The sequence below is a fragment of the Streptomyces caatingaensis genome, from assembly GCF_001187435.1.
In the GTDB taxonomy this organism is placed as follows: Bacteria; Actinomycetota; Actinomycetes; order Streptomycetales; family Streptomycetaceae; genus Streptomyces; species Streptomyces caatingaensis.
In genome coordinates, this window is record NZ_LFXA01000011.1 from 231,114 (window position 1) to 254,537 (window position 23,424).

A 23,424-nucleotide genomic window follows, 5' to 3' on the forward strand; every position below is an offset into this window, starting at 1 on the left:
ACGCGAGGGACGCGGGGCGAGCGCCGTTCACCGTGCCGTAACACACGGGCCGCCTTCGTCACCGCCGTGAAACAGCCGTCTGTCCTGGCCGAAACCGCACTGCGTCAGCCTCGTGGCCACACACCGGCCCGCCAAGGACCCCTCGCGCACGGGGACGCGGGCCCCAGCCGCGAGGAGACACGGTCGTGAATGCCGCAGACACCGCGTTCGTCCTGATCAGCGCCGCGCTCGTCATGCTGATGACGCCGGGCCTGGCCTTCTTCTACGGCGGCATGGTCCGGGTCAAGAGCGCCCTCAACATGCTGATGATGTCCTTCGTCTCGCTCGGCATCGTCACCGTGCTCTGGGTGCTCTTCGGCTACTCGCTCGCCTTCGGCGACGACATCGGCGCCGGACTCCTGGGCAACCTGGACCACATCGGCCTCAAGGGCATCCGGCCCGAGACCCTCACCGGCGGCAAGGAGGGCATCCCCGTCTTCGCGTTCGCCCTCTTCCAGCTGATGTTCGCGGTCATCACCCCCGCCCTGATGAGCGGCGCCCTCGCGGACCGGGTGAAGTTCAGCGCCTGGTGCCTGTTCATCACGCTCTGGGTCAGCGTGGTCTACTTCCCGGTCGCCCACTGGGTCTGGCAGCCCGGCGGCTGGCTCTTCAAGCTCAAGGTGATCGACTTCGCCGGCGGAACGGCCGTCCACATCAACGCCGGTGTCGGCGCGCTCGCCGCGCTCCTCGTCGTCGGCAAGCGCATCGGCTTCCGCAAGGACCCCATGCGCCCCCACAGCCTCCCGCTGGTGATGCTCGGCGCCGGACTCCTCTGGTTCGGCTGGTTCGGCTTCAACGCCGGCTCCGCGCTCGCCGCCAACGGCACCGCCGCCACCATGGCCCTCAACACCCAGATCGCCACCGGCGCCGCCATGCTCGGCTGGCTCGCCTACGAACGCGTCCGCCACGGCGCGTTCACCACCCTCGGCGCCGCCTCCGGCGCCGTCGCCGGCCTCGTCGCCATCACCCCCTCCGGCGCCGCCGTGAACGCCTTCGGCGCCCTCCTCATCGGCGTCGTCGCCGGAGCCGTCTGCTCCTGGGCCGTCGGCCTCAAGTTCCGCCTGGGCTACGACGATTCCCTCGACGTGATCGGCGTCCACCTCGTCGGCGGCCTCCTCGGCACGCTCCTCGTCGGGCTCCTCGCGACCGACGGCGTCGGCGGGGCCGTCCAGCTCGGCCGCCAGGCCGCCGGCGCCTTCGCCGTCCTCGCCTACTCCTTCACCCTCTCCTGGCTGCTCGCCACACTCGTCGACAAGGTCATCGGCTTCCGCGCCGCCGAGGACGACGAGATCGCCGGCCTCGACCGGGCGTTCCACGCCGAGACCGCCTACGACCACAGCGCCGCCGGCGGCACCACGGCGCTCCGCAGCGCGCCCCCGACCCCGCACGAAGCACCGCACCACAAGAAGGTGGACGCATGAAGCTCGTCACCGCCGTCGTCAAACCGCACCGCGTCGACGACGTCAAGGACGCCCTCCAGCGGTTCGGCATCCAGGGCCTGACCATCACCGAGGTCCAGGGGCACGGGCGCCAGCGCGGCCACACCGAGGTCTACCGCGGGGCCGAGTACCGCATCGACACCCTCCCCAAGACCCGGCTGGAGGTCCTCGTCGAGGACCAGGACGCCCCCGACGTCGTCGACGTCATCGTCACCGCCGCCCGCACCGGCAAGATCGGCGACGGCAAGGTCTGGGTCGTCCCCGTCGAGACCGTCGTCCGCGTCCGCACCGGCGAGCGCGGCCCCGACGCCCTGTGAACCGCCCCAGGAGGGAGCCGACTTGACCCCCACCGGCCTGCGACCCACCGACGCCGTGACGGACACCGGCGGCTACGCCGCGGCCCGGCTCCGCCTCCTCGCCGGGGAGGCGCCGGCCGGGGAGACACCCGCCGGGCCCGCGCTGCGCACCGCCCTCGCCCGCCTCACCGACGACTGGCTCACCGCCCTCCTCGGCCGCGCCCCCGACGTCGCCCTCGTCGCCGTCGGCGGCTACGGACGCGGCGAACTCTCCCCGCGCAGCGACCTCGACCTCCTCCTGCTGCACCACCCCGGCGCAGACCCCGGCCGCGTCGCCGCCCTCGCCGACCGCGTCTGGTACCCCGTGTGGGACATGGGCCTCGCCCTCGACCACGCCGTCCGCACCCCGGCCGGGGCCCGCGCCACCGCCGCCGACGACCTCAAGGTCCACCTCGGCCTCCTCGACGCCCGCCACCTCGCCGGCGACCCCGCCCTCACCACCGCCGTGCGCACCGCCGCGTACGCCGACTGGCGCGCCCAGGCCCCCCGCCGGCTCCCCGAACTCCGCGCGCTGTGCGACGAACGCGCCGAACGCCAGGGCGAGTTGCGCTTCCTCCTCGAACCCGACCTCAAGGAGGCCCGCGGCGGTCTCCGGGACGCCACCGCCCTGCGCGCCGTCGCCGCCTCCTGGCTCGCCGACGCCCCCCGCCGGGGACTGGAGGAGGCCCGCACCCTGCTCCTCGACACCCGTGACGCCCTCCACCGGGCCACCGGACGCGCCACCGACCGCCTCACCCTGCACGACCAGGACCAGGTCGCCGCCGCCCTCGGCCTCCCCGACGCCGACGCCCTGCTGCGCCGCGTCTACCGGGCCGCCGCCACCGTCTCGTACGCGGGCGACGTGACCTGGCGCGAGGTCGGCCGGGTGCTGCGCTCCCGCTCCGCGCGGCCGCGGCTGCGACGGGTCCTCGGCGGGCGCGGGGGGCGCGGCGGGTTCGTCGAGCCGGAGCGGCTGCCGCTCGCCGAGGGCGTCGTCGAGCAGGACGGCGAGGCGGTCCTCGCCCGGACGGCGCGGCCCGACCGCGACCCCGTCCTGCCGCTGCGGGCCGCGGCCGCGGCGGCGCGGGCCGGGCTACCGCTGGCCCCCCACACCGTGCGGCGGCTCGCGGCCGCCGGACCGCTGCCCGTGCCCTGGCCCGCCGAGGCCCGCGAGCAACTCGTCACCCTGCTCGGGGCCGGCGAGCCCACGGTCGCCGCCTGGGAGGCGCTGGAGACGGAGGGGCTCGTCTCGCGGCTCCTGCCCGAGTGGGAGCGGGTGCGCCACCGGCCGCAGCGCAACGCCGTCCACCGCTGGACCGTCGACCGGCACCTGGTCGAGACCTGCGTCCGGGCCGCCGCCCTGGCCCGCCGCGTCGCCCGGCCCGACCTGCTGCTCGTCGCCGCGCTGCTGCACGACATCGGCAAGGGGGGCGACGGCGATCACTCCGTCGAGGGCGCGGCCGTCGCCCGGGACGTGGCCCTGCGGACCGGCTTCGACGCCGGCGACGCCGCGGTCGTCGCCACCCTCGTCCGCCACCATCTGCTCCTCGTCGAGACCGCGACCAGGCGCGACCTCGACGACCCGGCCACGGTCCGCGCGGTCACCGAGGCCGTCGCGGACGCCGGGACGCTGGAGCTGCTCCACGCCCTCACCGAGGCCGACGCGCTGGCCACCGGGCCGGCGGCGTGGAGCGCCTGGCGGGCGTCGCTCGTCACGGACCTCGTACGGCGCGCGGCGGCGGTGCTCGCGGGCGAGCCGGCCGGGGAGCGGGCGGACCCCGCCCCGCCGACGGACGGCCAGCTGCGGCTGGCGGAGCGGGCGAGGACGTCCGGCGGCCCGCTGGTGCGGCTGTCCTCCCACGGGGACGGCGCCGAGCTGCTGCTCGCCGTGCCGGACCAGCCGGGGGTGCTCCCGGCCGCGGCCGGGGTCCTCGCGCTGCACCGGCTGACGGTGCGCGCGGCCGACGTACGGGCCGTGGCCGGCGTCCTGCTGCTGCGGTGGCGGGTCGCGACGGAGTACGGCGAGCTGCCGGAGGCGGCGCGGCTGCGCAACGACCTGGTGCGGGCGCTGGACGGATCGCTGGACGTGGCCGGGCGGCTGGCGGAGCGGGAGGCCGCGTACGCGCCCCGGCGCCGGGGCCTGCTCCCGCCGCCCTCGGTCACCGTCGCGGAGGGCGGCTCGCGGTCCGCGACGGTCCTGGAGGTCCGGGCGGCGGACGCCCCCGGGCTGCTGCACCGGATCGGGCGGGCGCTGGAGGGGGCGGGGGTGTGGGTGCGGAGTGCGCATGTGTCGACGTTGGGGGGCAGTGCGGTCGATGCGTTCTATGTGACGGGGGTGGATGGCTGTCCGCTGGCGGGGCGGGAGGCGGTGGCCGTGGCGGAGGCGGTGCAGCGGGCGCTGGGGTGAGGGGTTGTGCCCGGGCCCCGCCCCCCGGAGAAACGGTGAAAGGGCGGGACCGGGGCTCCCTCCACCCCGGGTGCGGATACCCTGGAGGGCGATTTCCACCGCCCCCGACCCCGAGGACCGACGAGCGCCGTGTTCGATACCCTTTCCGACCGCTTGGCGAACACTTTTAAGACCCTCCGGGGCAAGGGACGCCTGAGTGAGGCGGACATCGACGCCACCGCGCGCGAGATCCGCATCGCCCTGCTGGAGGCGGACGTCGCCCTTCCGGTGGTCCGGGCCTTCATCAAGCAGGTGAAGGAGCGGGCACTCGGCTCCGAGGTCTCCCAGGCGCTGAATCCGGCGCAAATGGTGATCAAGATCGTGAACGACGAGCTCGTCACGATCCTCGGCGGCGAGACCCGCCGCCTGCGCTTCGCCAAGACCGCCCCCACCGTCATCATGCTCGCCGGCCTCCAGGGCGCCGGTAAGACGACCCTCGCGGGCAAGCTCGGCCTCTGGCTGAAGAAGCAGGGGCACAGTCCGCTGCTGGTCGCCTGTGACCTCCAGCGCCCGAACGCCGTCAACCAGCTGAGCGTCGTCGCCGAGCGCGCCGGCGTCGCGGTCTACGCGCCGCAGCCGGGCAACGGCGTCGGCGACCCGGTCCAGGTCGCCAAGGACTCGATCGAGTACGCGAAGTCCAAGGTCCACGACATCGTGATCGTGGACACCGCCGGCCGCCTCGGCATCGACGCCGAGATGATGCAGCAGGCCGCGGACATCAAGGCGGTCGTCAGCCCGGACGAGACGCTGTTCGTGGTCGACGCGATGATCGGTCAGGACGCGGTCAACACCGCCGAGGCGTTCCGCGACGGCGTCGGCTTCGACGGCGTCGTGCTCTCCAAGCTCGACGGCGACGCCCGCGGCGGTGCCGCGCTGTCGATCGCGCACGTCACCGGCAAGCAGATCATGTTCGCCTCCAACGGCGAGAAGCTGGACGACTTCGACGCGTTCCACCCGGACCGCATGGCGTCCCGCATCCTCGACATGGGCGACATGCTCACCCTGATCGAGAAGGCCGAGCAGACCTTCAGCCAGGCCGAGGCCGAGAAGATGGCGGCCAAGCTGGCGAAGGGCCCCAAGGAGTTCACGCTCGACGACTTCCTGGCGCAGATGGAGCAGGTCCGCAAGATGGGCTCGATCTCCAAGCTGCTCGGGATGCTGCCGGGCATGGGCCAGATCAAGGACCAGATCAACAACCTCGACGAGCGCGACGTCGACCGCACCGCCGCGATCATCAAGTCGATGACCCCGGCCGAGCGTCAGGACCCGACGATCATCAACGGCTCGCGCCGGGCCCGTATCGCCAAGGGCTCGGGCGTGGACGTCAGCGCCGTCAAGCAGTTGGTGGAGCGGTTCTTCGACGCCCGCAAGATGATGTCGCGCATGGCCCAGGGCGGCGGCATGCCGGGAATGCCGGGCCTGCCCGGCATGGGCGGCGGCGCGTCCCGCAAGAAGAAGCAGCAGAAGCAGGCCAAGGGCAAGCGGCAGAGCGGCAACCCGATGAAGCGCAAGGCGGAGGAGGCGGCCGCCGCCGCGCGCCGGGAAGAGGCCGCGGCCAACCCGCTGGGCCTGCCCTCCGGCAATGGCGACAAGAAGTTCGAACTCCCCGACGAATTCAAGAAGTTCATGGGCTGAGTCCCATGGAAAGGAAGCCCTCGGCCCGCCGCCGGGGGCTTTTTCCTCACACTCGGCGCCCCAACTCCCTCAGCCCACACGGGCGATGAGATAGCGGAACACATTCGGCATCCACACCGTCCCGTCCCCGCGGAGATAGGGGTGGACGGCCTCGGTGAGCTCCTTGGACACCTGCTCCTGGTCGGTCGTGCGCGCCGCCGCGTCGAAGGCCCCGGTGGACAGCAGTCCGCGGACCGCGCTGGCCAGGTCCGCGTAGCCGTACGGGCAGGCCACCCGCCCCGAGCCGTCCGGCCGCAGCCCGGCCAGCCGCGCCAGGTCCTCCAGGTCGTCCCGGCCGTTGGGACGCCAGTGGCCCGCGGTGGACATGGGGTCGGCCAGCCGTGCCGCGACCCGCAGGGCGCCGGAGGCGGCACAGCGCTCCGGCGGCCCCCAGCCGGCCAGGACGACGGGGGCTCCGCGGCGGGCGAGGGCGGCGGCCCGGGCCAGGGCGGCGGCCATGTCGTGCGTCGTGCCGTCCGCGCAGTAGAGCGGGTCGAAGGCGGTGACCAGGGTGAACGGCGGGCCGTCGGTGTCCGCGACGTCCTCCGGCGCGGTGCCGAGGCGGACGGTCGCGGCGGCCGGGTGCGCCGCGAGCCGCTCACGGGCGAGGTCGAGCCGGCGCTCGTCGGTGTCGACGCCACCGACCCGGGCGCCGCGGGCCGCCGCCATCAGCAGGGCGAGCCCCGAGCCGCAGCCCAGGCTCAGCAGCCGGGTGGCCGCGTCGATTTCCAGCCGCTCGTAGACCGCTTCGTACAGCGGAACGAGCATGCGTTCCTGGATTTCCGCCCAGTCGCGGGCCCGCGACCGGGGCGACGACGGGGACGGCCGGTGCCGTCGCACGAGCGTAGGTGTCATCGCATGCGCCCCAATCCGCCGAATTCGGTGTCCTGGCCGAAGTGCCGCCCCCCATGTGCTGTCGTGCGCGCTGTCGAACATCCCCCGGAGCCAGGGAACCCCGCATCCGCCCGGGAGTCCAGGGGGCAGGCGCCAGAACGTTCCCGTCCGCCCGCGATGGCATGTGCCGCCGCGCACCGCATGAGTTGAATACCCAGCCGCAAACCCTGAACGGGCCGGGAACGCGGGGTTGCGGGCGAGCGGATTCACACTCGGCCGGGCCGGGCCCGTACCATTCGCACCATGGCAAAGGCTCCCATTCTCACTCCGCAGGCGGAAGACTTCCCGCGCTGGTACCAGGACCTGATCAACAAGGCCGAGCTGGCCGACAACGGCCCGGTGCGCGGCACCATGGTCATCCGCCCGTACGGCTACGGGCTGTGGGAGCGCATGCAGCAGGAGATGGACGCCCGGATCAAGGACGCGGGCGCCTCCAACGCGTACTTCCCGCTGTTCATCCCGCAGTCGTACCTGACGCGCGAGGCGGAGCACGTCGAGGGCTTCGCGCCGGAGCTCGCGGTCGTCACGCACGGCGGCGGCAAGGAGCTGGAGGAGCCGGTCGTCGTCCGCCCGACCTCCGAGACGATCATCAACGAGTACTTCTCGAAGTGGGTGCAGAGCTACCGCGACCTGCCCCTGCTGATCAACCAGTGGGCGAACGTGGTGCGTTGGGAGATGCGTCCGCGCGTCTTCCTGCGGACCAGCGAGTTCCTCTGGCAGGAGGGCCACACCGCGCACGCCACCTACGAGGACGCGCGCGACTACGCGGCGCGCATCCACCGCGAGGTCTACTACGACTTCATGGTCAACGTCCTGGGCATCGACGTGGTGCTCGGCCGCAAGACGCCCAAGGAGCGCTTCGCGGGCGCGATCAACACCCTCACGCTCGAAGGCATGATGGGCGACGGCAAGGCGCTGCAGCTGGGTACCAGCCACGAGCTGGGCCAGAACTTCGCCAAGGCGTTCAACACCTCGTACCTGTCGAAGGACGGGCAGCAGGAGCTGGTCTGGCAGACCTCCTGGGGCGTCTCGACCCGCATGGTCGGCGGTCTGATCATGTCGCACGGCGACGACAACGGCCTGCGCGTCCCGCCGCGCCTCGCGCCCGTCCAGGCCGTCGTCCTGGCGATCAAGGGCGACGAGGCCGTGCTGGCCAAGGTCCGGGAGATCGGCGACGTCCTCAAGGCCGCGGGTGTGCGGGTGCAGGTCGACGACCGCACCGACACCCCCTTCGGCCGCCGCGCCGTCGACTGGGAGCTCAAGGGCGTCCCGGTGCGCATCGAGATCGGCCCGCGCGACCTGGAGAACGGGGCCGCGATGCTGGCCCGCCGCATCCCCGGCGGCAAGGAGCCGGTGCGCATCGACGAGCTGGCCGCGCTGCTGCCGAAGGTCCTGGAGGAGGACCAGGAGCTGCTGCTGCGCCAGTCCCGCGAGCGCCGCGAGTCCCGCACCTCGGACGTGTCGACGGTGGAGCAGGCCGCCGAGGCCGCGCTCGCCGGCGGCTGGGCGCGGATCCCGTGGGCGACGCTGGGCGCCGAGGGCGAGGCGAAGCTGGCCGAGCAGGCGGTGACGGTGCGCTGCCTGGTCACCGAGGACGGCGGGGTGCCGGACGCGGACGACGCGCCGGGTGCGATCGCGATCGTCGGCCGCGCGTACTGAGCCGGGCCGGGCCCGGGGTGCCCCCGGGCCCGTCGCTGACCCATGAGTCAGGTTCGCCCCGGGTTGGCGGGAGCGTACGGGTGGGTCTGCATACAGCTGGATACTGACTGGTACGTGCAAAATATTTGGGATGGCCCGGTATCGGAACACCGGGCCGTCCCCACTCGTTGTCACGACGTGAGCACGACACCACCTGTTCTCGCCGCAGAGCTGGCGCAGGCGTGGGCCGACATTCAGCGGTTCCACCCCGAGCTGCCGGATCTCGCCGCGCCCGAATCGTTGATCGGGGAGTCGTCGTCCGCTTGCGGCGCCGAGCTCTCCTTCGAAAGGCTGCTGCACGAGGCAGTGCACGGCATCGCGGCCGCCCGCGGTGTCCGGGACACCTCACGCGCCGGCCGCTACCACAATCGCCGGTTCCTGGCGATCGCCGAGGAACTGGGGCTCGACCACAGTGACGAGCCGCACCCCAGCAGCGGCTTCTCCCTGGTCGTGCTCACCCCGGAGGCGCGCAAGCGCTACCGCCCCACCATCGACAGACTCCAGCGCGCGCTCAAGGCACACACGGTCGCGACGGCGGCGGACACCTCGCGCTCCTTCCGCGGCCCGGCCGCGCGGCACGGGTCCTCGGGCGGCGGGGTGCGGGTGAAGGCCGTGTGCGAGTGCGGGCGCAACGTCCGCGTCGTGCCGTCCGTGCTCGCCCAGGCGCCGATCATGTGCGGCGGCTGCGGCCAGCCGTTCCGCATCCCCGAGGCCATGTCGGTGGGCTGAGGGCCGGCGGCGGGGGCGGGGCCGGCCCCGGGTCGGCCCCCTCCGGCGGGTGTGGCACAATAGGGGGCTGTACTCGACAGTCGTAAAGGACCCCTCTCTCCTCCGGCTGACGCGTCCATCGGGCACGCGAGTACCGCAACCCCACGTGGCATCCCGTTGTGCCCCACCACGTCAAGACCAGGAGACACCACTCCAGTGGCAGTCAAGATCAAGCTGAAGCGTCTGGGCAAGATCCGTTCGCCTCACTACCGCATCGTCGTCGCCGACTCCCGCACCCGCCGTGACGGCCGGGCCATCGAGGAGATCGGTCTGTACCACCCGGTGCAGAACCCCTCGCGCATCGAGGTCAACTCCGAGCGTGCCCAGTACTGGCTGAGCGTCGGCGCCCAGCCGACCGAGCCCGTCCTGGCCATCCTCAAGGTCACCGGCGACTGGCAGAAGTTCAAGGGCCTGCCCGCCCCGGCCCCGATGCTCGTGGCCGAGCCGAAGGACAAGCGCGCCGCGTTCGAGGAGTTCACCAAGGCTCTCGAGGCCAACGAGGCGAAGGGTGAGGCCATCACCCCGAAGGCCAAGAAGTCGGAGAAGAAGGACGAGGCCGCCGACGCCGCCGAGTCCGCCGAGTCGACCGAGGCCTGAGCATGCTTGAGGAGGCCCTTGAGCACTTGGTCAAGGGCATCGTCGACAACCCCGACGAGGTGCAGGTGGCCTCGCGCAACCTGCGCCGCGGGCGCGTGCTGGAGGTCCGGGTCCACCCGGACGACCTCGGCAAGGTGATCGGCCGCAACGGCCGCACCGCCCGCGCGCTGCGCACCGTCGTGGGCGCCATCGGCGGCCGTGGCATCCGCGTCGACCTCGTCGACGTGGACCAGGTCCGCTGACGAGCGGCAGGGCATCCGGCACGGGCCGGGAAGGGTTCACCTTCCCGGCCCGTTGTCGTCTTCGTAGAACCAGTGAGAAGGAACGGACATCGTGCAGCTCGTAGTGGGCAGGATCGGCCGCGCCCATGGCATCAGGGGCGAGGTCACCGTTGAGGTGCGGACGGACGAGCCCGAGCTGAGGCTGGGGCCCGGGGCCGTGCTGCTGACCGACCCCGCCGGCCGGGGGCCGCTCACCGTCGAGGCCGGCCGTGTGCACAGCGGCCGGCTGCTGCTGCGCTTCACCGGCGTCGCCGACCGCAACGCGGCGGAGGCCCTGCGCAACACCCTCCTGATCGCCGAGGTGGACCCGGACGAGACGCCCGAGGACCCCGAGGAGTTCTACGACCACCAGCTCGTCGACCTCGACGTCGTCACCGCCGACGGCACGCCCGTCGGGCGCATCACCGAGATCGCCCACCTGCCGTCCCAGGACCTGTTCATCGTGGAGCGGCCGGACGGCACCGAGGTCATGATCCCCTTCGTCGAGGAGATCGTCACCGGGATCGACCTGGACGCCCAGCGCGCGGTCGTCGACCCGCCGCCGGGGCTGCTCGACGCGGAGCGCGCCGAGATCGCCGGGACGCGCGACACCGAGGGCGGCGAGTGATGCGCCTCGACGTCGTCACCATCTTCCCCGAGTACCTCGAGCCGCTGAACGTCTCGCTGGTCGGCAAGGCCCGCGCCCGCGGACAGCTCGACGTCCGCGTCCACGACCTGCGGAACTGGACGCACGACAAGCACAACACCGTCGACGACACCCCCTACGGCGGCGGCCCGGGCATGGTCATGAAGCCCGAGCCCTGGGGCGAGGCGCTGGACGAGATCATCGCCTCCGGGCAGGGCGACGAGCGGCCCGTGCTGGTCGTCCCCACGCCCAGCGGCAGGCCGTTCACCCAGGAACTGGCCGTCGAGCTCTCCGGCAAGCCGTGGCTGGTCTTCACCCCCGCCCGCTACGAGGGCATCGACCGGCGGGTCATCGAGGAGTACGGCGAGCGGTTCGACGTCCGCGAGGTCTCCATCGGCGACTACGTGCTCGCCGGCGGCGAGGCCCCCGTCCTCGTCATGGTCGAGGCCATCGCCCGCCTGCTGCCCGGCGTCCTGGGCAACGCCGAGTCGCACCGCGACGACTCCTTCGCCCCCGGTGCCATGGCCGACCTGCTGGAGGGCCCGGTCTACACCAAGCCGCCGGAGTGGCGCGGCCGGGGCATCCCGGAGGTGCTGCTCAGCGGCCACCACGGCAGGATCGCGCGGTGGCGGCGGGACGAGGCGTTCAAGCGCACGGACCGCAACCGGCCCGATCTGATCGAGCGCGCCGACCCCGCCTCCTTCGACAAGAAGGACCGCGAGATGCTCTCGATCCTGGGCTGGGCCCCCGGCCCGGACGGCCGATTTGGGCGTACCGCCCCCGCCGTGGAAGAATGAGCCGTTGCCCTGCGCCCGGCGCACGCCCCTGCCACAGGGGGAACGACGTCCGCCGGAGGTGCTGGGGCACCCTTCGTTTTCCGTACGAATTCCGTCGATGACCTGTGGCATCGGCGAGGAAGGGACTCCCATGTCCTCCCTGCTCGACAGCGTCAACTCCGCGTCGCTGCGCACCGACGTCCCGGCCTTCCGCCCGGGTGACACCGTCAACGTCCACGTCCGCGTGATCGAGGGCAACCGCTCCCGTATCCAGCAGTTCAAGGGCGTCGTCATCCGCCGCCAGGGCGCGGGCGTCAGCGAGACCTTCACGGTCCGCAAGGTCTCGTTCTCCGTCGGCGTCGAGCGCACCTTCCCGGTGCACAGCCCGATCTTCGAGAAGATCGAGCTCGTGACCCGCGGTGACGTCCGTCGCGCCAAGCTGTACTACCTCCGTGAGCTGCGCGGCAAGGCCGCGAAGATCAAGGAGAAGCGCGACAACTGAGGTTTCGTCCGGCGTCCCGGCCGGGCCGGATAGGCTCTCGGCCGATGGACACCGACGTACAGCTTCCGGAGCGCGACCGCTCGCCCGACCCCGTACCGGGGGAGGGGCGGGGGTCGCGCTCCTCGCGTTTTCCGCGTCCGGCGCGCCTCCTGGCCCGTGCGGGGCGGTGGCTCGTCGGCGGGGGGCCGCTGCGGCGGGCGGGCGTGCTGCTGGCGTGCTGCCTGGTGTGTGTGCTGCTGGTGAGCAGCTATGTGGTGCAGCCCTTCGTCATCCCCTCCGGCTCGATGGAGAACACCCTGCGGGTCGGGGACCGGGTGCTGGTCAACAAGCTCGCCTACCGCTTCGGAGGGGAGCCGCGCCGGGGGGACGTGGTCGTCTTCGACGGCACGGGCTCCTTCGTCCAGGACCCGCCGGCCGAGAACGCGGTGACGGCGCTCGTGCGCAAGGCCGCCTCCTCCGTCGGCCTGATGCAGCCGGCGCCCACCGACTACGTCAAGCGCGTGGTGGGGGTGGGCGGGGACCGGGTGGTCTGCTGCGACCGCCGGGGGCGGCTGGCGGTCAACGGGCGGACCGTGACCGAGGACTACCTCTTCCCCGGGGACACGGCGTCGCGCGTGCCCTTCCACGTCGTGGTGCCCGAGGGGCACCTGTGGGTGATGGGCGACCACCGCAGCGCGTCCAGCGACTCCCGCGACCACCTCGGCGAGCCCGGCGGCGGCATGGTCCCGGTGGACCGGGTCGTCGGACGGGCGGACTGGATCGGCTGGCCGTTCGGCCGCTGGACCTCGCTCGGGCGGCCGGACGCCTTCGACGGCGTACCGGACCCGCGGCCGGGCGCCGCCCACGGCGGGGGGCCGCGTGGGGCACCATAGCCGGGCCGGACGGTGGCCGTCGCGCCCGGCCCTGGGAGCGCCCGGCGGCCGTGCGGCGCGGCGGCGCGCGGCACGGCGCGTGCAGCGGCGCAGGCGCCGGTCGGTGCTCAAGGAGGCGCCGGTCCTGGTGGGCGTGGCGCTGCTGATCTCGCTGGTGCTCAAGACCTTCCTGGTGCAGGCGTTCGTCATCCCGTCCGGGTCGATGGAGCGGACGATCCGGGTGGGCGACCGGGTCCTGGTGGACAAGCTCACCCCCTGGTTCGGGGCCCGGCCGCACCGCGGTGACGTCGTGGTCTTCAGGGATCCGGGCAACTGGCTCGCGGACGGGGGGCCGGAGCGGGGGAGGGATCCGGCCGTACTCCGGGAGGGCCGGCGGGCGCTGGCCTTCATCGGCCTGCTGCCGTCGGCGGACGAACGCGATCTGATCAAGCGCGTCGTCGGGGTCGGCGGCGACCGGGTCGCGTGCTGCGACCGGGGCGGCAGGGTCACGGTCAACGGGCGGCCGCTCGACGAGCCGTACGTGCATCCCGGGAACCCGCCCTCGGAGCTGGCGTTCGACGTCCGGGTGCCCGCCGGGCGGCTCTTCGTCCTGGGCGACCACCGCTCCGACTCGGCGGACTCCCGCTACCACCTGACCGAGGCGGGCCACGGCACCGTTCCCGAGGGGCTGGTCGTCGGGCGGGCGGTGGTGATCGCCTGGCCGGTGGGGCACTGGCGGGGGCTGGCGGAGCCGGCCGGGGACGCCGCGGCGGGGCCTCGCTCGGGGGCGAACCCTCACTTACAGGCAAACTGGTCCATTCATGGAGCAAGGGGAAGGATCCCGACCCCTGCGGAACTCCCGCTCGTTAACGGAGTGGCGGGCCTGCGCGGACGAGCGACAGGCGACAGCGCGGAGTGAGGAGTGGATGTGGGGGATGTGGCGGTCGGCGCCCGGTCCGGCCACGGAGAACCCGAGAAGCGTCCGGAAGGGGCCGGCGAGCCGGCCGCGGGCGGAGCGCCGGACGGATCGGTTCCTCCCGTGCCCCCCGCCTCCTCGGGGCCCGAGGGCGCTCCGGGACCGGCTGATGCCCGGGGCGGGACGCCGCCGGGCGCCGGATCCGGCCCGGTCCGCGCCGGTGCGGAGGGCCCGGGGGCCGGCCCGGAGGGAGGCCGGGAGCGGGAGCCGGAGCGGGGTCGCGAACGGGATTCGGAGGACGGGAAGGGCCGGGAGCCCAAGAAGCAACGATCCTTCTGGAAGGAACTGCCGATCCTCGTCGGCGTGGCCCTCGTCCTCGCCCTGTTCATCAAGACCTTCCTCGTGCAGGCGTTCTCCATCCCCTCCGAGTCCATGCAGGACACCCTGCAGAAGGGCGACCGGGTGCTGGTGGACAAGCTCACCCCCTGGTTCGGCTCCGAGCCCGAGCGCGGGGAAGTGGTCGTCTTCCACGACCCGGGCGGCTGGCTGAGGGGCGCGGCGGCCGAGGAGTCGGGGCCGGTGGCGGGCGGCGTGCAGAAGGTGCTCAGCTTCGTCGGCCTGATGCCCTCCGCGGAGGAGAAGGACCTGATCAAGCGGGTCATCGCGGTCGGCGGTGACACCGTGGAGTGCAAGGGCGGCACCAGCCCCGTCGTCGTCAACGGCAAGGCGCTCGACGAGCCGTACATCTTCCCCGGCGACACCCCCTGCGGCGACAAGCCCTTCGGCCCGGTCGAGGTCCCCGAGGGCCGGCTGTGGGTGATGGGCGACCACCGGCAGAACTCGCTGGACTCCCGCTGGCACCAGGACATCGACCGGGGCACGGTCTCCGTGGACGACGTCGTCGGCCGCGCGATCGTCGTCGCCTGGCCGCTCAACCGCTGGTCCACCCTGCCGGTGCCCGGCACCTTCGACCAGCCCGGCATCAACGCCGCGGCCGCCGCGGCCCCGCCGGCCCTGGGCCTGGCGGGCGCGGTCCCGCTGGTGCTGTGGCGGCGGCGCCGGCTCCTGGCGGTATGGACGCCGACGCCCGAGCGGGGCTGACTCGGGCCTGCCGGGCGGGGGCTGACCTGGCGTGGCGTCCCGGCCGGGCTGGGCACCCGGGCTCGCCCGGCCTGCCGCTCGGCCTGGCCGGGCACCGGGGCTCGTCCGGTCTGCCGCCCGGACCGGCCTGCCGCCCGGACCGGTCTGCCGCCCGGACCGGTCTGCCGCCCGGACCGGTCTGCCGCCCGGACCGGCCTGCCGCCCGGACCGGCCTGCCGCCCGGGACCGGGCCGTCGCCGGCACTGGCCGGACGGCCGGCCGGGCCGGGATGGCCGGCGCCGGGACAACCGCCGCCGGGACGGCCGGTGCCTCCAGAGCCCGGACGAGGGCGTGGAACAGGCCCTCGTACAGGGCTGACGCGAGTCCGTACCCCCGGGTAGTGTGCGGTCCGGGTGCTTCCGCGGCGCCCGGACCGATCGGCCACGCGGTGGGGGACGGGCATGGGCGCAGCACGGCGCGGGGACGGCGGTCGCACGGGCAGGGTGCTGTCCGGGGCGGCCGTGGCTCTCGGCTGTGTGCTGTTCCTCGGCGGTTTCCTGTGGGGAGCGCTCGCCTACCGGCCCTACACCGTGCCCACCGACTCCATGACGCCGACCATCGCCCGGGGCGGCCGCGTGCTCGCCGAGCGCGTCGACGGCGCCGAGGTGCACCGTGGTGACGTGGTCGTCTTCCAGGACGAGGTGTGGGGCGACGTCCCGATGATCAAGCGCGTGGTGGGCGTGGGCGGGGACACCGTCGCCTGCTGCGACCGGCGGGGCCGGATGACGGTCGGCGGCCGCCCGGTCGAGGAACCGTATCTCCAGGACGCCGGCCCGGCCTCGCCCACAGCCTTCAGCGCGACCGTCCCCGAGGGGCAGCTGTTCCTCCTCGGCGACCACCGCTCCGACTCCCTGGACTCCCGCTCCCACCTCGCCAGGAACCAGGGCACGGTGCCGCGCGACGCCGTGAGCGGCCGCGTCGAGGCCGTGGTCTGGCCCACGGACGGCTGGGGCATGCTCGCCCGGCCCGCCTCCTTCGACGCCCTGCCCGGTGGCACCTCGCGGCCCGGCCCGCTCGCGTGGCTGGTCAGGGGTGTCGTCGTGGGCGCGGTGCTCATCCTGGGCGGTGCGGCGTACGGACCGCTGGCCCGGGTGCTGACGCGGCGGCGGGGCGGGGCGGTGGTCCCCGATGGCTGAGGCGGCCGGGGGGACGCCGCTGCGCAGGGCGGCCCGCGTGGTCCTGCTGGACGAGCGCGACCGCGTCCTGCTCCTGCACGGCTACGAGCCCGAGGACCCGACCGAGACCTGGTGGTTCACCCCGGGCGGCGGGCTGGAGGGCGACGAGGACTGGGAGGAGGCGGCACGCCGGGAACTCGCCGAGGAGACCGGCATCACGGAGATCGAGCTGGGCCCGCCGCTGTGGCGGCGCACCTGCTCCTTCCCGTTCGACGGGCGCCGGTGGGACCAGGAGGAGTGCTACTTCCTGGCCCGCACCCGCGAGAAGGGCGTCTGGACGGGCGGGGGGACGGAGCTGGAGCGGCGCAGTGTGGACGGGCTGAGGTGGTGGAGCTGCGAGGAACTCCTGGCCACCCATGAGACGGTGTATCCGACCAGGCTCGCCGAGCTGCTGCGCACGCTGCTCGACGAGGGTCCCCCGCCGGTGCCGGTCCGCCTGGAGACGGAGCGCGCCTGACGCACAATGGGGGGACCGCACGGCTGAAGGGGAACATGCCATGAGCGCCGAGGACCTCGAGAAGTACGAGACCGAGATGGAGCTCAAGCTCTACCGGGAGTACCGCGACGTCGTCGGACTGTTCACATACGTGATCGAGACCGAGCGGCGGTTCTACCTCACCAACGACTACGAGATGCAGGTGCACTCGGTGCAGGGCGAGGTCTTCTTCGAGGTGTCGATGGCCGACGCCTGGGTCTGGGACATGTACCGGCCGGCGCGGTTCGTGAAGCAGGTCCGGGTGCTGACGTTCAAGGACGTCAACATCGAGGAGCTCAACAAGACCGATCTCGACCTTCCGAGTGGCTGAGTTCTCCACAACCGGCGAGTAGTCCACAGATCCGGACCATGATCCCCCACGCTTCCCGGGGCGCGTCAGAGTCGGTGCCGGAGGTGGTGCCGGATGAACGCGCGACGGGCGCTCGGGCGTTATGGGGAGGACCTGGCGGTACGGCGGCTGGCCGAGGCCGGGATGACGGTGCTGGCCCGCAACTGGCGGTGCCGCGAGGGCGAGATCGACGTCGTGGCGCTGGACGGCGACGCGCTGGTGGTCTGCGAGGTGAAGGCCCGCAGGCGCAGGGCCGGGCCGCGCGGCGCCGGAGCGGACGCCGGGCCGCCGGAGCGGCTGTACGAGCATCCGATGGCCGCCGTCACGCCCGTCAAGGCCGAGCGGCTGCGGCGGCTCGCCGCCCGCTGGCTGGAGCGGCACGGCGGGCCGCCGCCGGGCGGGGTCCGCATCGACGTGGTGGGCGTCCTGCTGCCCGGGCGGGGCGCGCCCGAGGTCCAGCACGTCAAGGGGGTGGCGTGATGGGCTTCGCCCGCACGTGCTCGGTGGCCCTGGTGGGGGTCGAGGGCGTGGTCGTCGAGGTCCAGGCCGACCTGGAGCCGGGCGTCGCCGCCTTTGCCCTGGTCGGCCTGCCGGACAAGTCCCTCTCGGAGAGCCGGGACAGGGTGCGCGCCGCGATCGTCAACTCCGGGGCGGAGTGGCCCCAGAAGAAGCTCACGGTGGGGCTGAGCCCGGCGTCCGTCCCCAAGGGAGGCAGCGGTTTCGACCTCGCCGTCGCCTGTGCGGTGCTCGGCGCCGCCGAGCGGGTCGATCCCCGGACGATCGCCGACCTGATGATGGTCGGGGAGCTGGGCCTCGACGGCCGGGTCCGCCCGGTCCGCGGCATCCTGCCCGCCGTGCTCGCGGCGGCCGACGCGGGCTACCGGCAGGTCGTGGTCCCCGAGTGCAGCGCGGCGGAGGCCAAGCTCGTCCCGGGCGTCTCGGTGCTCGGCGTGCGCAGCCTGCGCCAGCTGATCGCGGTCCTCACGGACGAGCCCGTGCCGGAGGAGGAGCCGGTGGAGGAGGGCCGGCCCGATCCGCTGCTGGCGGGGCTGACGGTGCCCGGTGCCGGGGCGGGTGCCGTCGGCGCAGGGCACGTGCCCGACCTCCGCGAGGTCGCCGGGCAGCACCGGGCCCGGCGGGCGCTGGAGGTCGCCGCGGCCGGCCGCCACCACGTCTTCCTGCTCGGTCCGCCGGGGGCCGGCAAGACGCTGCTCGCCGAGCGGCTCCCCGGGCTGCTGCCGCCGCTCACCGCCGAGGAGTCCCTGGAGGTCACGGCGGTGCACTCGGTCGCCGGGACGCTGCCGGCCGGGCAGCCCCTGATCGACCGCCCGCCCTACTGCGCGCCCCACCACTCGGCCTCCATGGCCGCCCTCATCGGCGGCGGTTCGGGGCTGCCCCGGCCGGGCGCCGTCTCCCTGGCCCACCACGGAGTGCTCTTCCTCGACGAGGCGCCCGAGGCCGCGCCGCGGGTCCTGGACGCCCTGCGGCAGCCGCTGGAGTCGGGCCAGGTGGTCGTGGCCCGCACCGGCGGGGTGATGCGGCTGCCCGCCCGGTTCCTGCTCGCGCTCGCCGCGAACCCCTGCCCCTGCGGGGGGCACGGGGTCGGGGGCGAGGGCTGCGAGTGCCCGCCCAGCGTGGTCCGGCGCTACCAGGCGCGGCTCTCCGCCCCGTTGCTGGACCGGGTGGACCTCCGGGTGACCGTCGAGCCCGTGGCCCGTACGGAGCTGACCGCGGCCGCCGCGCCCGCCGAGTCCACCGCGGAGGTCGCCGCCCGCGTCCTGGCCGCCCGCGAACGGGCCGCGGCCCGCCTCGCGGACACCCCCTGGCGCACCAACAGCGACGTCCCCGGCCACGAACTGCGCACCCGCTGGCGCCCGGAGCCGGAGGCCCTCGCCGAGGCCGAGCGGGACATGGAACGCGGCCTGCTGACCGCCCGCGGCCTGGACCGCGTCCTCCGCGTCGCCTGGACCCTGGCCGACCTGGCGGCCCGCGCCCGCCCCGGCCCCGACGAGGTGCGCCACGCACTGGAGTTGCGCACGGGGGTCCGCCGGGGTGCGCTGATGGCCGGGGCGCTGTCGTGAACGGGGAGGCGCCGGCGGCGCGTTGCGCGGGAAACCCCTGGCCCCCCGGCCGCGGATGCCGCCGAGGCGCCCGACGCCGCGGACGGCGGGGGGCGGGCGCGCCGTGAGCCGGGACGAGGGCCGGAACGGGGCGGCCGGCCGGGGCGGAGGGCGGCCGGCGCGGGGCGTGGCCGGGCCCGCCACGGGCGGCTGCGCCGGGGGCGGTGGCGCGGGCCGGGGCGGAGGGCGGGCGCTCCCCGATGTCTCCGGCATGGTCGCCGGGTGCGGGGCGCCGGGCGGGTGCGAGGGCCCGGGAGGCGGGGCGGTGCCCGGGGCGCGCCAGCCCGCCGCGGGCGGGCCGGTGTCCGGGGAGGAGCGGCTGGCGCGGGTGGCGCTGACGCGGCTGACCGAGCCGGGGGACGAGCGAGTGGGGCGCTGGCTGCGGGAGTTGGGGGCCGTCCGCCTCGTGCGCGGGCTCACGGGGGCGGGCCCGCCGCCCAAGGGCGCCCGCGCCGAGCGGCTCGCCGGGTGCAGGGCCCGGGCCGCGTCGCTGGACCCTGAGCGGGACCTGGCCACCGCCGCCCGGCTCGGCGCGCGGTTCGTGTGCCCGGGGGAGCCCGAGTGGCCCTCCCAGCTCGACGACCTGGGCGACGCCAGGCCGCTCGGGCTGTGGGCGCGGGGCCCGGCCGACCTGCGGCTGTGGGCGCTGCGGTCCGTCGCCGTGGTCGGCGCCCGGGCCTGCACGGACTACGGGTCGCACGTCGCGGCCATCCTCGGCGCCGGGCTCGCCGAGCGCGGCTGGGTCGTCGTCTCCGGGGCCGCCTTCGGCGTCGACGGGGCGGCGCACCGAGGGGCGCTGGCGGCGGGCGGGGCGACGATGGCGGTGCTGGCCTGCGGGGTGGACGTGCCCTATCCGCGCGGCCATGCGCGGTTGATCGAGCGGATCGCCGAACAGGGCGTGGTGCTGGCCGAGTTGCCGCCGGGCGGGCATCCGACGCGCAGCAGGTTCGTCCTCCGCAACCGCGTGATCGCGGCCCTGACCCGCGGCACGGTGGTCGTCGAGGCCGAGTACCGCAGCGGATCGCTCGTCACGGCCCGGCGGGCGCGGGCCCTCGGCCGGCACACCATGGGCATCCCGGGGCCGGTCACCTCCGGCCTCTCGGCGGGCGTCCACGAACTCCTGCGCGAGGGCGCCTGTCTGGTGACCGACGCCGACGAGATCGCCGAACTGGTGGGCGGCATGGGCGAGCTGGCGCCCGAGCGCCGGGGCCCGGCCGTGCCCCGGGACCTGCTCGCTCCGGAGGCGGCCGCCGTCCTCGAAGCCGTCCCCGGCCCCGGCGGCGACACCGCGCGCATCGCCCTCAACGCCGGTCTGAGCAGGGACAGAACGCTCGGCAGGCTCTACGAGCTCCACGGCCTCGGCTTCGTCGCGCGCCGGGGCGACCATTGGCGCCCCCTCGCCCCGGCGTCAACTTCCGTCACCCCCAAGCCCCTCGGACGGCGCCCCACCGTGCGGCGAGGCGGTGCTTGACCTGGGGCGATCGGGTGAAAGGGTTAAGGCCATGTCCGCGGAGGCCACCGGCCCCGCGCGGGGGTGCCCCCACCGCCGGGCCCTGTACGGTCCCAGGACCCGGCAGCCGTCCGAGAGCACGAGCCGGCGGATCACGGCCGTGCGGACCGTAGGAATCCCGTCGCACACCGCGGTGGACCCCTCTCGCCGCGGCACGGGATTCCGCCCCGCGGAGTGATCCTGTCGCACCTGATCCATGTCACAGCAGAACGGCTCAAGACGACGAATGCCCCAGCAACCCTCCGGATCGGACCGCGCGCCGGTACCCTCCGCGGCGCGCGGCGACGCCCGTCCCCCCGCGCCCGCGACGCTCGACGAACTGTGGCGCTCGTACAAGGCGTCGGGCGACGAACGGCTGCGGGAGCAGCTGATCCTCCACTACTCGCCGCTGGTGAAGTACGTGGCGGGCCGGGTCAGCGTCGGACTGCCGCCCAACGTCGAGCAGGCGGACTTCGTCTCCTCCGGGATCTTCGGGCTGATCGACGCCATCGAGAAGTTCGACCCCGGGCGCTCGATCAAGTTCGAGACCTACGCCATCACCCGCATCCGGGGCGCGATGATCGACGAACTGCGGGCGCTGGACTGGATCCCGCGGTCGGTCCGGCAGAAGGCGCGCGCCGTCGAGCGCGCCTACGCGACGCTGGAGGCCACCTTGCACCGCACGCCCTCCGAGGCGGAGGTGGCGGCCCAGATGGGCATCGGGCTCGACGAACTCCACGCCGTCTTCAGCCAGTTGTCCCTGGCGAACGTCGTGGCCCTGGAGGAGCTGCTGCACGTCGGCGGCGAGGGCGGCGACCGGCTGAGCCTGATGGACACCCTGGAGGACACCGCGGCGGACGACCCCGTGGAGGTGGCCGAGGACCACGAACTGCGCCGGCTCCTCGCCCGGGCCATCAACACCCTCCCGGAACGGGAGAAGACCGTCGTGACCCTCTACTACTACGAGGGCCTCACCCTCGCCGAGATCGGACAGGTGCTCGGCGTCACCGAGAGCCGGGTCAGCCAGATCCACACCAAGTCGGTGCTCCAGCTGCGCGCCAAGCTGGCCGACGTGGGGCGCTGAGCAGCGCAGGCGGGCGCTGAATCGTCCCTCCAGCGTCGTCCCGCGCGGCGCGGGTCCGTAAAGTGGGAGCGTGCCCAGGATTCGAGCGGCCTCCGTGGCCGAGCACCGGACGATGCAGCGTGGCGCCTTGCTGGACGCCGCCCGATCCCTGCTGTCCGAGGGCGGGACGGAGGCCCTCACCTTCCCCGCCCTCGCCGAGCGCACCGGGCTGGCGCGGTCCTCCGTGTACGAGTACTTCCGCTCGCGGGCGGCCGTCGTCGAGGAGCTGTGCGCCGTCGACTTCCCCGTCTGGGCGGCGGAGGTCGAGGACGCGATGCGCCGGGCCGGGACGCCCGAGGAGAAGATCGAGGCGTACGTCCGGCAACAGCTCGCGCTCGTCGGCGACCGCCGGCACCGGGCCGTCGTCGCCATCTCCGCCGGCGAGCTCGACGCCGGCGCCCGCGAGAAGATCCGGGCGGCGCACGGCGGCCTGGTCGCCCTGCTGGGCGAGGCGCTGGTGGCCCTCGGCCACGAGGAGCCGCGCCTGGTCGCGATGATGCTCCAGGGCGTCGTGGACGCGGCGGTACGGCGGATCGAGCTCGGTGTGGAGGAGCCCGAGCGGATCGCGGAGGCGGCCGTGGGGATGGCCCTGCGGGGCGTGCGGGGCTGACCCCGGGGCCTTGCCGGGCCCTTGCCCCGTCCCGGCTCCGGCGGGCTGCGCCCCGGGCACAGCCGGTCGAGCCGGTCTCCACCGCGCCGCTCGCGGTTGTGGCTGTCCGGCGGACGGCTGGAGCTTCCTGCCCCGCCCGTCCCCGGAGGGGTGCCCCCGCTTTCACCGTTTCCCTGCTTTCCCCGCTTTCTCCGCGCTCCCGCGCGGGGCAACGCGGCTGCGCCGCGTTCATCCCCACCGACCGGAGGGCGGTTCCCGGACGGAAGGCGGTTCCCGGACGGAGCCTCGTGAGAACACGGAGCCCCGTGAGAACAGTGAACGGTGGGGCCGGGGAGGAGCCTCCCCGCCCACCCCCAGCGGCAGCAGCCGCGACGCCGGCCGCCGCAGCATCCAGCGGGGCAGCAGCGTCAGCGGATCGAGATACTCCCGCCCCCGCAGCAGGCCCCAGTGCAGGCAGCCCGTGGCGCAGTGCCACGGCCCCGCCTCCAGCTCCCCCAGCACCGCCCCGGCCGTCACCACGTCGCCCCGGCGCACGCCGGGCCGTACCGGCTCGTACGTCGTCCGCAGGGGCGGATCCCCGCTCCCCGTGAGCTCCACGACCACCACCCCGCGCCCCGCGACCGTCCCCACGAAGGACACCGTCCCCGGCGCGGCGGCCCGGACGGGCGCTCCCGCCCCGGCGGCGAGATCCACACCGCGGTGCCCCCGCGCCCACCGCACCGGCGGCGGCTCCCAGCCCCGCGCCACCCGCGGCCGTGCGCCCCCGGGCCCCTCGACGGGCCAGGCCCGGGCGCCGTCCGGCCCGGGCGCGGCGGGCACCTCGGCCCGCACCTCGGCCGGAGGCGGCGCCACCGCACCCGCCGCCCGGCCCCCGCCGGCAATCAGCGCGCCCATGAGGAGCAAGAGCACCCCGAGGGCCGCCGGGGCCCACGCCGCCGCGACCGGGAGCGCGACAGCCGTCGTCATACGTCGTCCCATGACGACCACCGTGGCCGACTCCCGCCCCGCGCGCGGATCTTGGCCCGGATCTGTGGACTACTCGCGGGTTGTGGACAACGCCGTCACCCGGTCCTTCCCCGGTCCCGTACACTTCTCTTGGCGA

General features: G+C 74.4%; 24 protein-coding genes. 22 read left to right on the top strand and 2 right to left on the bottom strand.

Features of this window, described 5'->3' with window-relative positions; all coding sequences use genetic code 11:
* Positions 1-185 precede the first annotated feature (185 nt).
* The 4 genes from AC230_RS18510 to ffh all read left to right on the top strand — a co-directional run bounded on the left by AC230_RS18510 (position 186) and on the right by ffh (position 5,894).
* Positions 186-1,460, top strand: coding sequence for an ammonium transporter (locus AC230_RS18510; protein WP_049717385.1), 1,275 nt, complete (start codon positions 186-188; stop codon positions 1,458-1,460).
* Entirely contained in the window at positions 1,457-1,795 is a 339-nt protein-coding gene (locus AC230_RS18515; RefSeq protein ID WP_049717386.1) for a P-II family nitrogen regulator, read from the top strand. Before AC230_RS18510 ends, AC230_RS18515 begins: the two co-directional genes overlap by 4 nt.
* Positions 1,796-1,817: 22 nt before the next feature.
* Positions 1,818-4,220 (top strand): [protein-PII] uridylyltransferase, encoded by a 2,403-nt coding sequence (locus AC230_RS18520; RefSeq protein WP_049717387.1) that lies wholly within the window; start codon positions 1,818-1,820, stop codon positions 4,218-4,220.
* 129 nt (positions 4,221-4,349) lie between these two features.
* A complete protein-coding gene (gene ffh / locus AC230_RS18525; protein WP_049717388.1) occupies positions 4,350-5,894 on the top strand; it encodes a signal recognition particle protein in 1,545 nt (514 codons plus the stop codon).
* 69 nt (positions 5,895-5,963) lie between these two features.
* Here ffh and AC230_RS18530 read toward each other — a convergent pair whose 3' ends face one another.
* Positions 5,964-6,788 (bottom strand): class I SAM-dependent methyltransferase, encoded by an 825-nt coding sequence (locus tag AC230_RS18530; protein ID WP_078871362.1) that lies wholly within the window; start codon positions 6,786-6,788, stop codon positions 5,964-5,966.
* A gap of 282 nt (positions 6,789-7,070) precedes the next feature.
* Here AC230_RS18530 and proS point away from each other — a divergent pair, with 282 nt between their 5' ends.
* From proS to AC230_RS18620, 18 genes are all read left to right on the top strand, one after another.
* Complete coding sequence (gene proS, locus AC230_RS18535; RefSeq protein WP_049717390.1) at positions 7,071-8,486, top strand: proline--tRNA ligase; 1,416 nt, start codon at positions 7,071-7,073, stop codon at positions 8,484-8,486.
* 177 nt (positions 8,487-8,663) lie between these two features.
* Complete coding sequence (locus AC230_RS18540) at positions 8,664-9,254, top strand: hypothetical protein (RefSeq protein WP_049717391.1); 591 nt, start codon at positions 8,664-8,666, stop codon at positions 9,252-9,254.
* A gap of 195 nt (positions 9,255-9,449) precedes the next feature.
* On the top strand, positions 9,450-9,890 hold the full coding sequence (gene rpsP, locus AC230_RS18545; protein WP_049717392.1) for a 30S ribosomal protein S16: 441 nt from the start codon (positions 9,450-9,452) through the stop codon (positions 9,888-9,890).
* Positions 9,891-9,892: 2 nt separating this feature from the next.
* The gene (locus tag AC230_RS18550) at positions 9,893-10,132 is read left to right on the top strand and encodes an RNA-binding protein (protein ID WP_020868149.1); all 240 of its coding nucleotides are present in this window, start codon (positions 9,893-9,895) and stop codon (positions 10,130-10,132) included.
* Between the two features lie 91 nt (positions 10,133-10,223).
* Positions 10,224-10,778: a ribosome maturation factor RimM gene (rimM, locus tag AC230_RS18555; RefSeq protein WP_049717393.1), complete on the top strand. Its 555-nt coding sequence runs from the start codon at positions 10,224-10,226 to the stop codon at positions 10,776-10,778.
* Positions 10,778-11,593: a tRNA (guanosine(37)-N1)-methyltransferase TrmD gene (gene trmD, locus AC230_RS18560; protein ID WP_049717394.1), complete on the top strand. Its 816-nt coding sequence runs from the start codon at positions 10,778-10,780 to the stop codon at positions 11,591-11,593. The genes rimM and trmD overlap by 1 nt, the downstream gene beginning before the upstream one ends.
* Before the next feature lie 130 nt (positions 11,594-11,723).
* Complete coding sequence (gene rplS, locus AC230_RS18565) at positions 11,724-12,074, top strand: 50S ribosomal protein L19 (RefSeq protein ID WP_049717395.1); 351 nt, start codon at positions 11,724-11,726, stop codon at positions 12,072-12,074.
* 44 nt (positions 12,075-12,118) lie between these two features.
* Positions 12,119-12,946, top strand: coding sequence for a signal peptidase I (gene lepB / locus AC230_RS18570; RefSeq protein ID WP_049717396.1), 828 nt, complete (start codon positions 12,119-12,121; stop codon positions 12,944-12,946).
* A gap of 79 nt (positions 12,947-13,025) precedes the next feature.
* Entirely contained in the window at positions 13,026-13,844 is an 819-nt protein-coding gene (gene lepB / locus AC230_RS18575; protein WP_422125602.1) for a signal peptidase I, read from the top strand.
* A gap of 9 nt (positions 13,845-13,853) precedes the next feature.
* Entirely contained in the window at positions 13,854-14,942 is a 1,089-nt protein-coding gene (lepB, locus tag AC230_RS18580; RefSeq protein ID WP_422125603.1) for a signal peptidase I, read from the top strand.
* A gap of 440 nt (positions 14,943-15,382) precedes the next feature.
* The gene (gene lepB, locus AC230_RS18585; protein ID WP_049717397.1) at positions 15,383-16,117 is read left to right on the top strand and encodes a signal peptidase I; all 735 of its coding nucleotides are present in this window, start codon (positions 15,383-15,385) and stop codon (positions 16,115-16,117) included.
* On the top strand, positions 16,110-16,613 hold the full coding sequence (locus AC230_RS18590; protein ID WP_049717398.1) for an NUDIX hydrolase: 504 nt from the start codon (positions 16,110-16,112) through the stop codon (positions 16,611-16,613). The genes lepB (AC230_RS18585) and AC230_RS18590 overlap by 8 nt, the downstream gene beginning before the upstream one ends.
* Before the next feature lie 40 nt (positions 16,614-16,653).
* Entirely contained in the window at positions 16,654-16,962 is a 309-nt protein-coding gene (locus AC230_RS18595; protein ID WP_049717399.1) for a DUF2469 domain-containing protein, read from the top strand.
* 93 nt (positions 16,963-17,055) lie between these two features.
* On the top strand, positions 17,056-17,460 hold the full coding sequence (locus tag AC230_RS18600) for a YraN family protein (RefSeq protein WP_049717400.1): 405 nt from the start codon (positions 17,056-17,058) through the stop codon (positions 17,458-17,460).
* Positions 17,460-19,061: a YifB family Mg chelatase-like AAA ATPase gene (locus AC230_RS18605; protein ID WP_049717401.1), complete on the top strand. Its 1,602-nt coding sequence runs from the start codon at positions 17,460-17,462 to the stop codon at positions 19,059-19,061. The genes AC230_RS18600 and AC230_RS18605 overlap by 1 nt, the downstream gene beginning before the upstream one ends.
* 250 nt (positions 19,062-19,311) lie before the next feature.
* Entirely contained in the window at positions 19,312-20,571 is a 1,260-nt protein-coding gene (dprA, locus tag AC230_RS18610; protein ID WP_078871363.1) for a DNA-processing protein DprA, read from the top strand.
* A 265-nt stretch (positions 20,572-20,836) separates the two neighbouring features.
* Positions 20,837-21,673 (top strand): RNA polymerase sigma factor WhiG, encoded by an 837-nt coding sequence (gene whiG / locus AC230_RS18615; protein ID WP_049717402.1) that lies wholly within the window; start codon positions 20,837-20,839, stop codon positions 21,671-21,673.
* A gap of 94 nt (positions 21,674-21,767) precedes the next feature.
* Positions 21,768-22,322, top strand: a complete 555-nt coding sequence (locus tag AC230_RS18620; RefSeq protein ID WP_049717403.1) for a TetR/AcrR family transcriptional regulator — start codon at positions 21,768-21,770, stop codon at positions 22,320-22,322.
* 228 nt (positions 22,323-22,550) lie between these two features.
* Here the strand turns inward: AC230_RS18620 and AC230_RS18625 are convergent, their stop codons facing one another.
* Entirely contained in the window at positions 22,551-23,300 is a 750-nt protein-coding gene (locus AC230_RS18625) for a M23 family metallopeptidase (RefSeq protein ID WP_241833272.1), read from the bottom strand.
* Between the last annotated feature and the right edge of the window lie 124 nt (positions 23,301-23,424).

Excerpts from the sequence above, each read along its gene's own strand:
- AC230_RS18515 (WP_049717386.1), top strand. The coding sequence starts at position 1,457 with ATGAAGCTCGTCACCGCCGTCGTCAAACCGCACCGCGTCGACGACGTC.
- AC230_RS18530 (WP_078871362.1), bottom strand. The coding sequence starts at position 6,788 with ATGACACCTACGCTCGTGCGACGGCACCGGCCGTCCCCGTCGTCGCCC.
- proS (WP_049717390.1), top strand. The coding sequence starts at position 7,071 with ATGGCAAAGGCTCCCATTCTCACTCCGCAGGCGGAAGACTTCCCGCGC.
- AC230_RS18550 (WP_020868149.1), top strand. The coding sequence starts at position 9,893 with ATGCTTGAGGAGGCCCTTGAGCACTTGGTCAAGGGCATCGTCGACAAC.
- trmD (WP_049717394.1), top strand. The coding sequence starts at position 10,778 with ATGCGCCTCGACGTCGTCACCATCTTCCCCGAGTACCTCGAGCCGCTG.
- rplS (WP_049717395.1), top strand. The coding sequence starts at position 11,724 with ATGTCCTCCCTGCTCGACAGCGTCAACTCCGCGTCGCTGCGCACCGAC.
- lepB (WP_049717396.1), top strand. The coding sequence starts at position 12,119 with ATGGACACCGACGTACAGCTTCCGGAGCGCGACCGCTCGCCCGACCCC.
- lepB (WP_049717397.1), top strand. The coding sequence starts at position 15,383 with ATGGGCGCAGCACGGCGCGGGGACGGCGGTCGCACGGGCAGGGTGCTG.
- AC230_RS18590 (WP_049717398.1), top strand. The coding sequence starts at position 16,110 with ATGGCTGAGGCGGCCGGGGGGACGCCGCTGCGCAGGGCGGCCCGCGTG.
- AC230_RS18595 (WP_049717399.1), top strand. The coding sequence starts at position 16,654 with ATGAGCGCCGAGGACCTCGAGAAGTACGAGACCGAGATGGAGCTCAAG.
- AC230_RS18600 (WP_049717400.1), top strand. The coding sequence starts at position 17,056 with ATGAACGCGCGACGGGCGCTCGGGCGTTATGGGGAGGACCTGGCGGTA.
- AC230_RS18605 (WP_049717401.1), top strand. The coding sequence starts at position 17,460 with ATGGGCTTCGCCCGCACGTGCTCGGTGGCCCTGGTGGGGGTCGAGGGC.
- dprA (WP_078871363.1), top strand. The coding sequence starts at position 19,312 with ATGGTCGCCGGGTGCGGGGCGCCGGGCGGGTGCGAGGGCCCGGGAGGC.
- whiG (WP_049717402.1), top strand. The coding sequence starts at position 20,837 with ATGCCCCAGCAACCCTCCGGATCGGACCGCGCGCCGGTACCCTCCGCG.
- AC230_RS18625 (WP_241833272.1), bottom strand. The coding sequence starts at position 23,300 with ATGGGACGACGTATGACGACGGCTGTCGCGCTCCCGGTCGCGGCGGCG.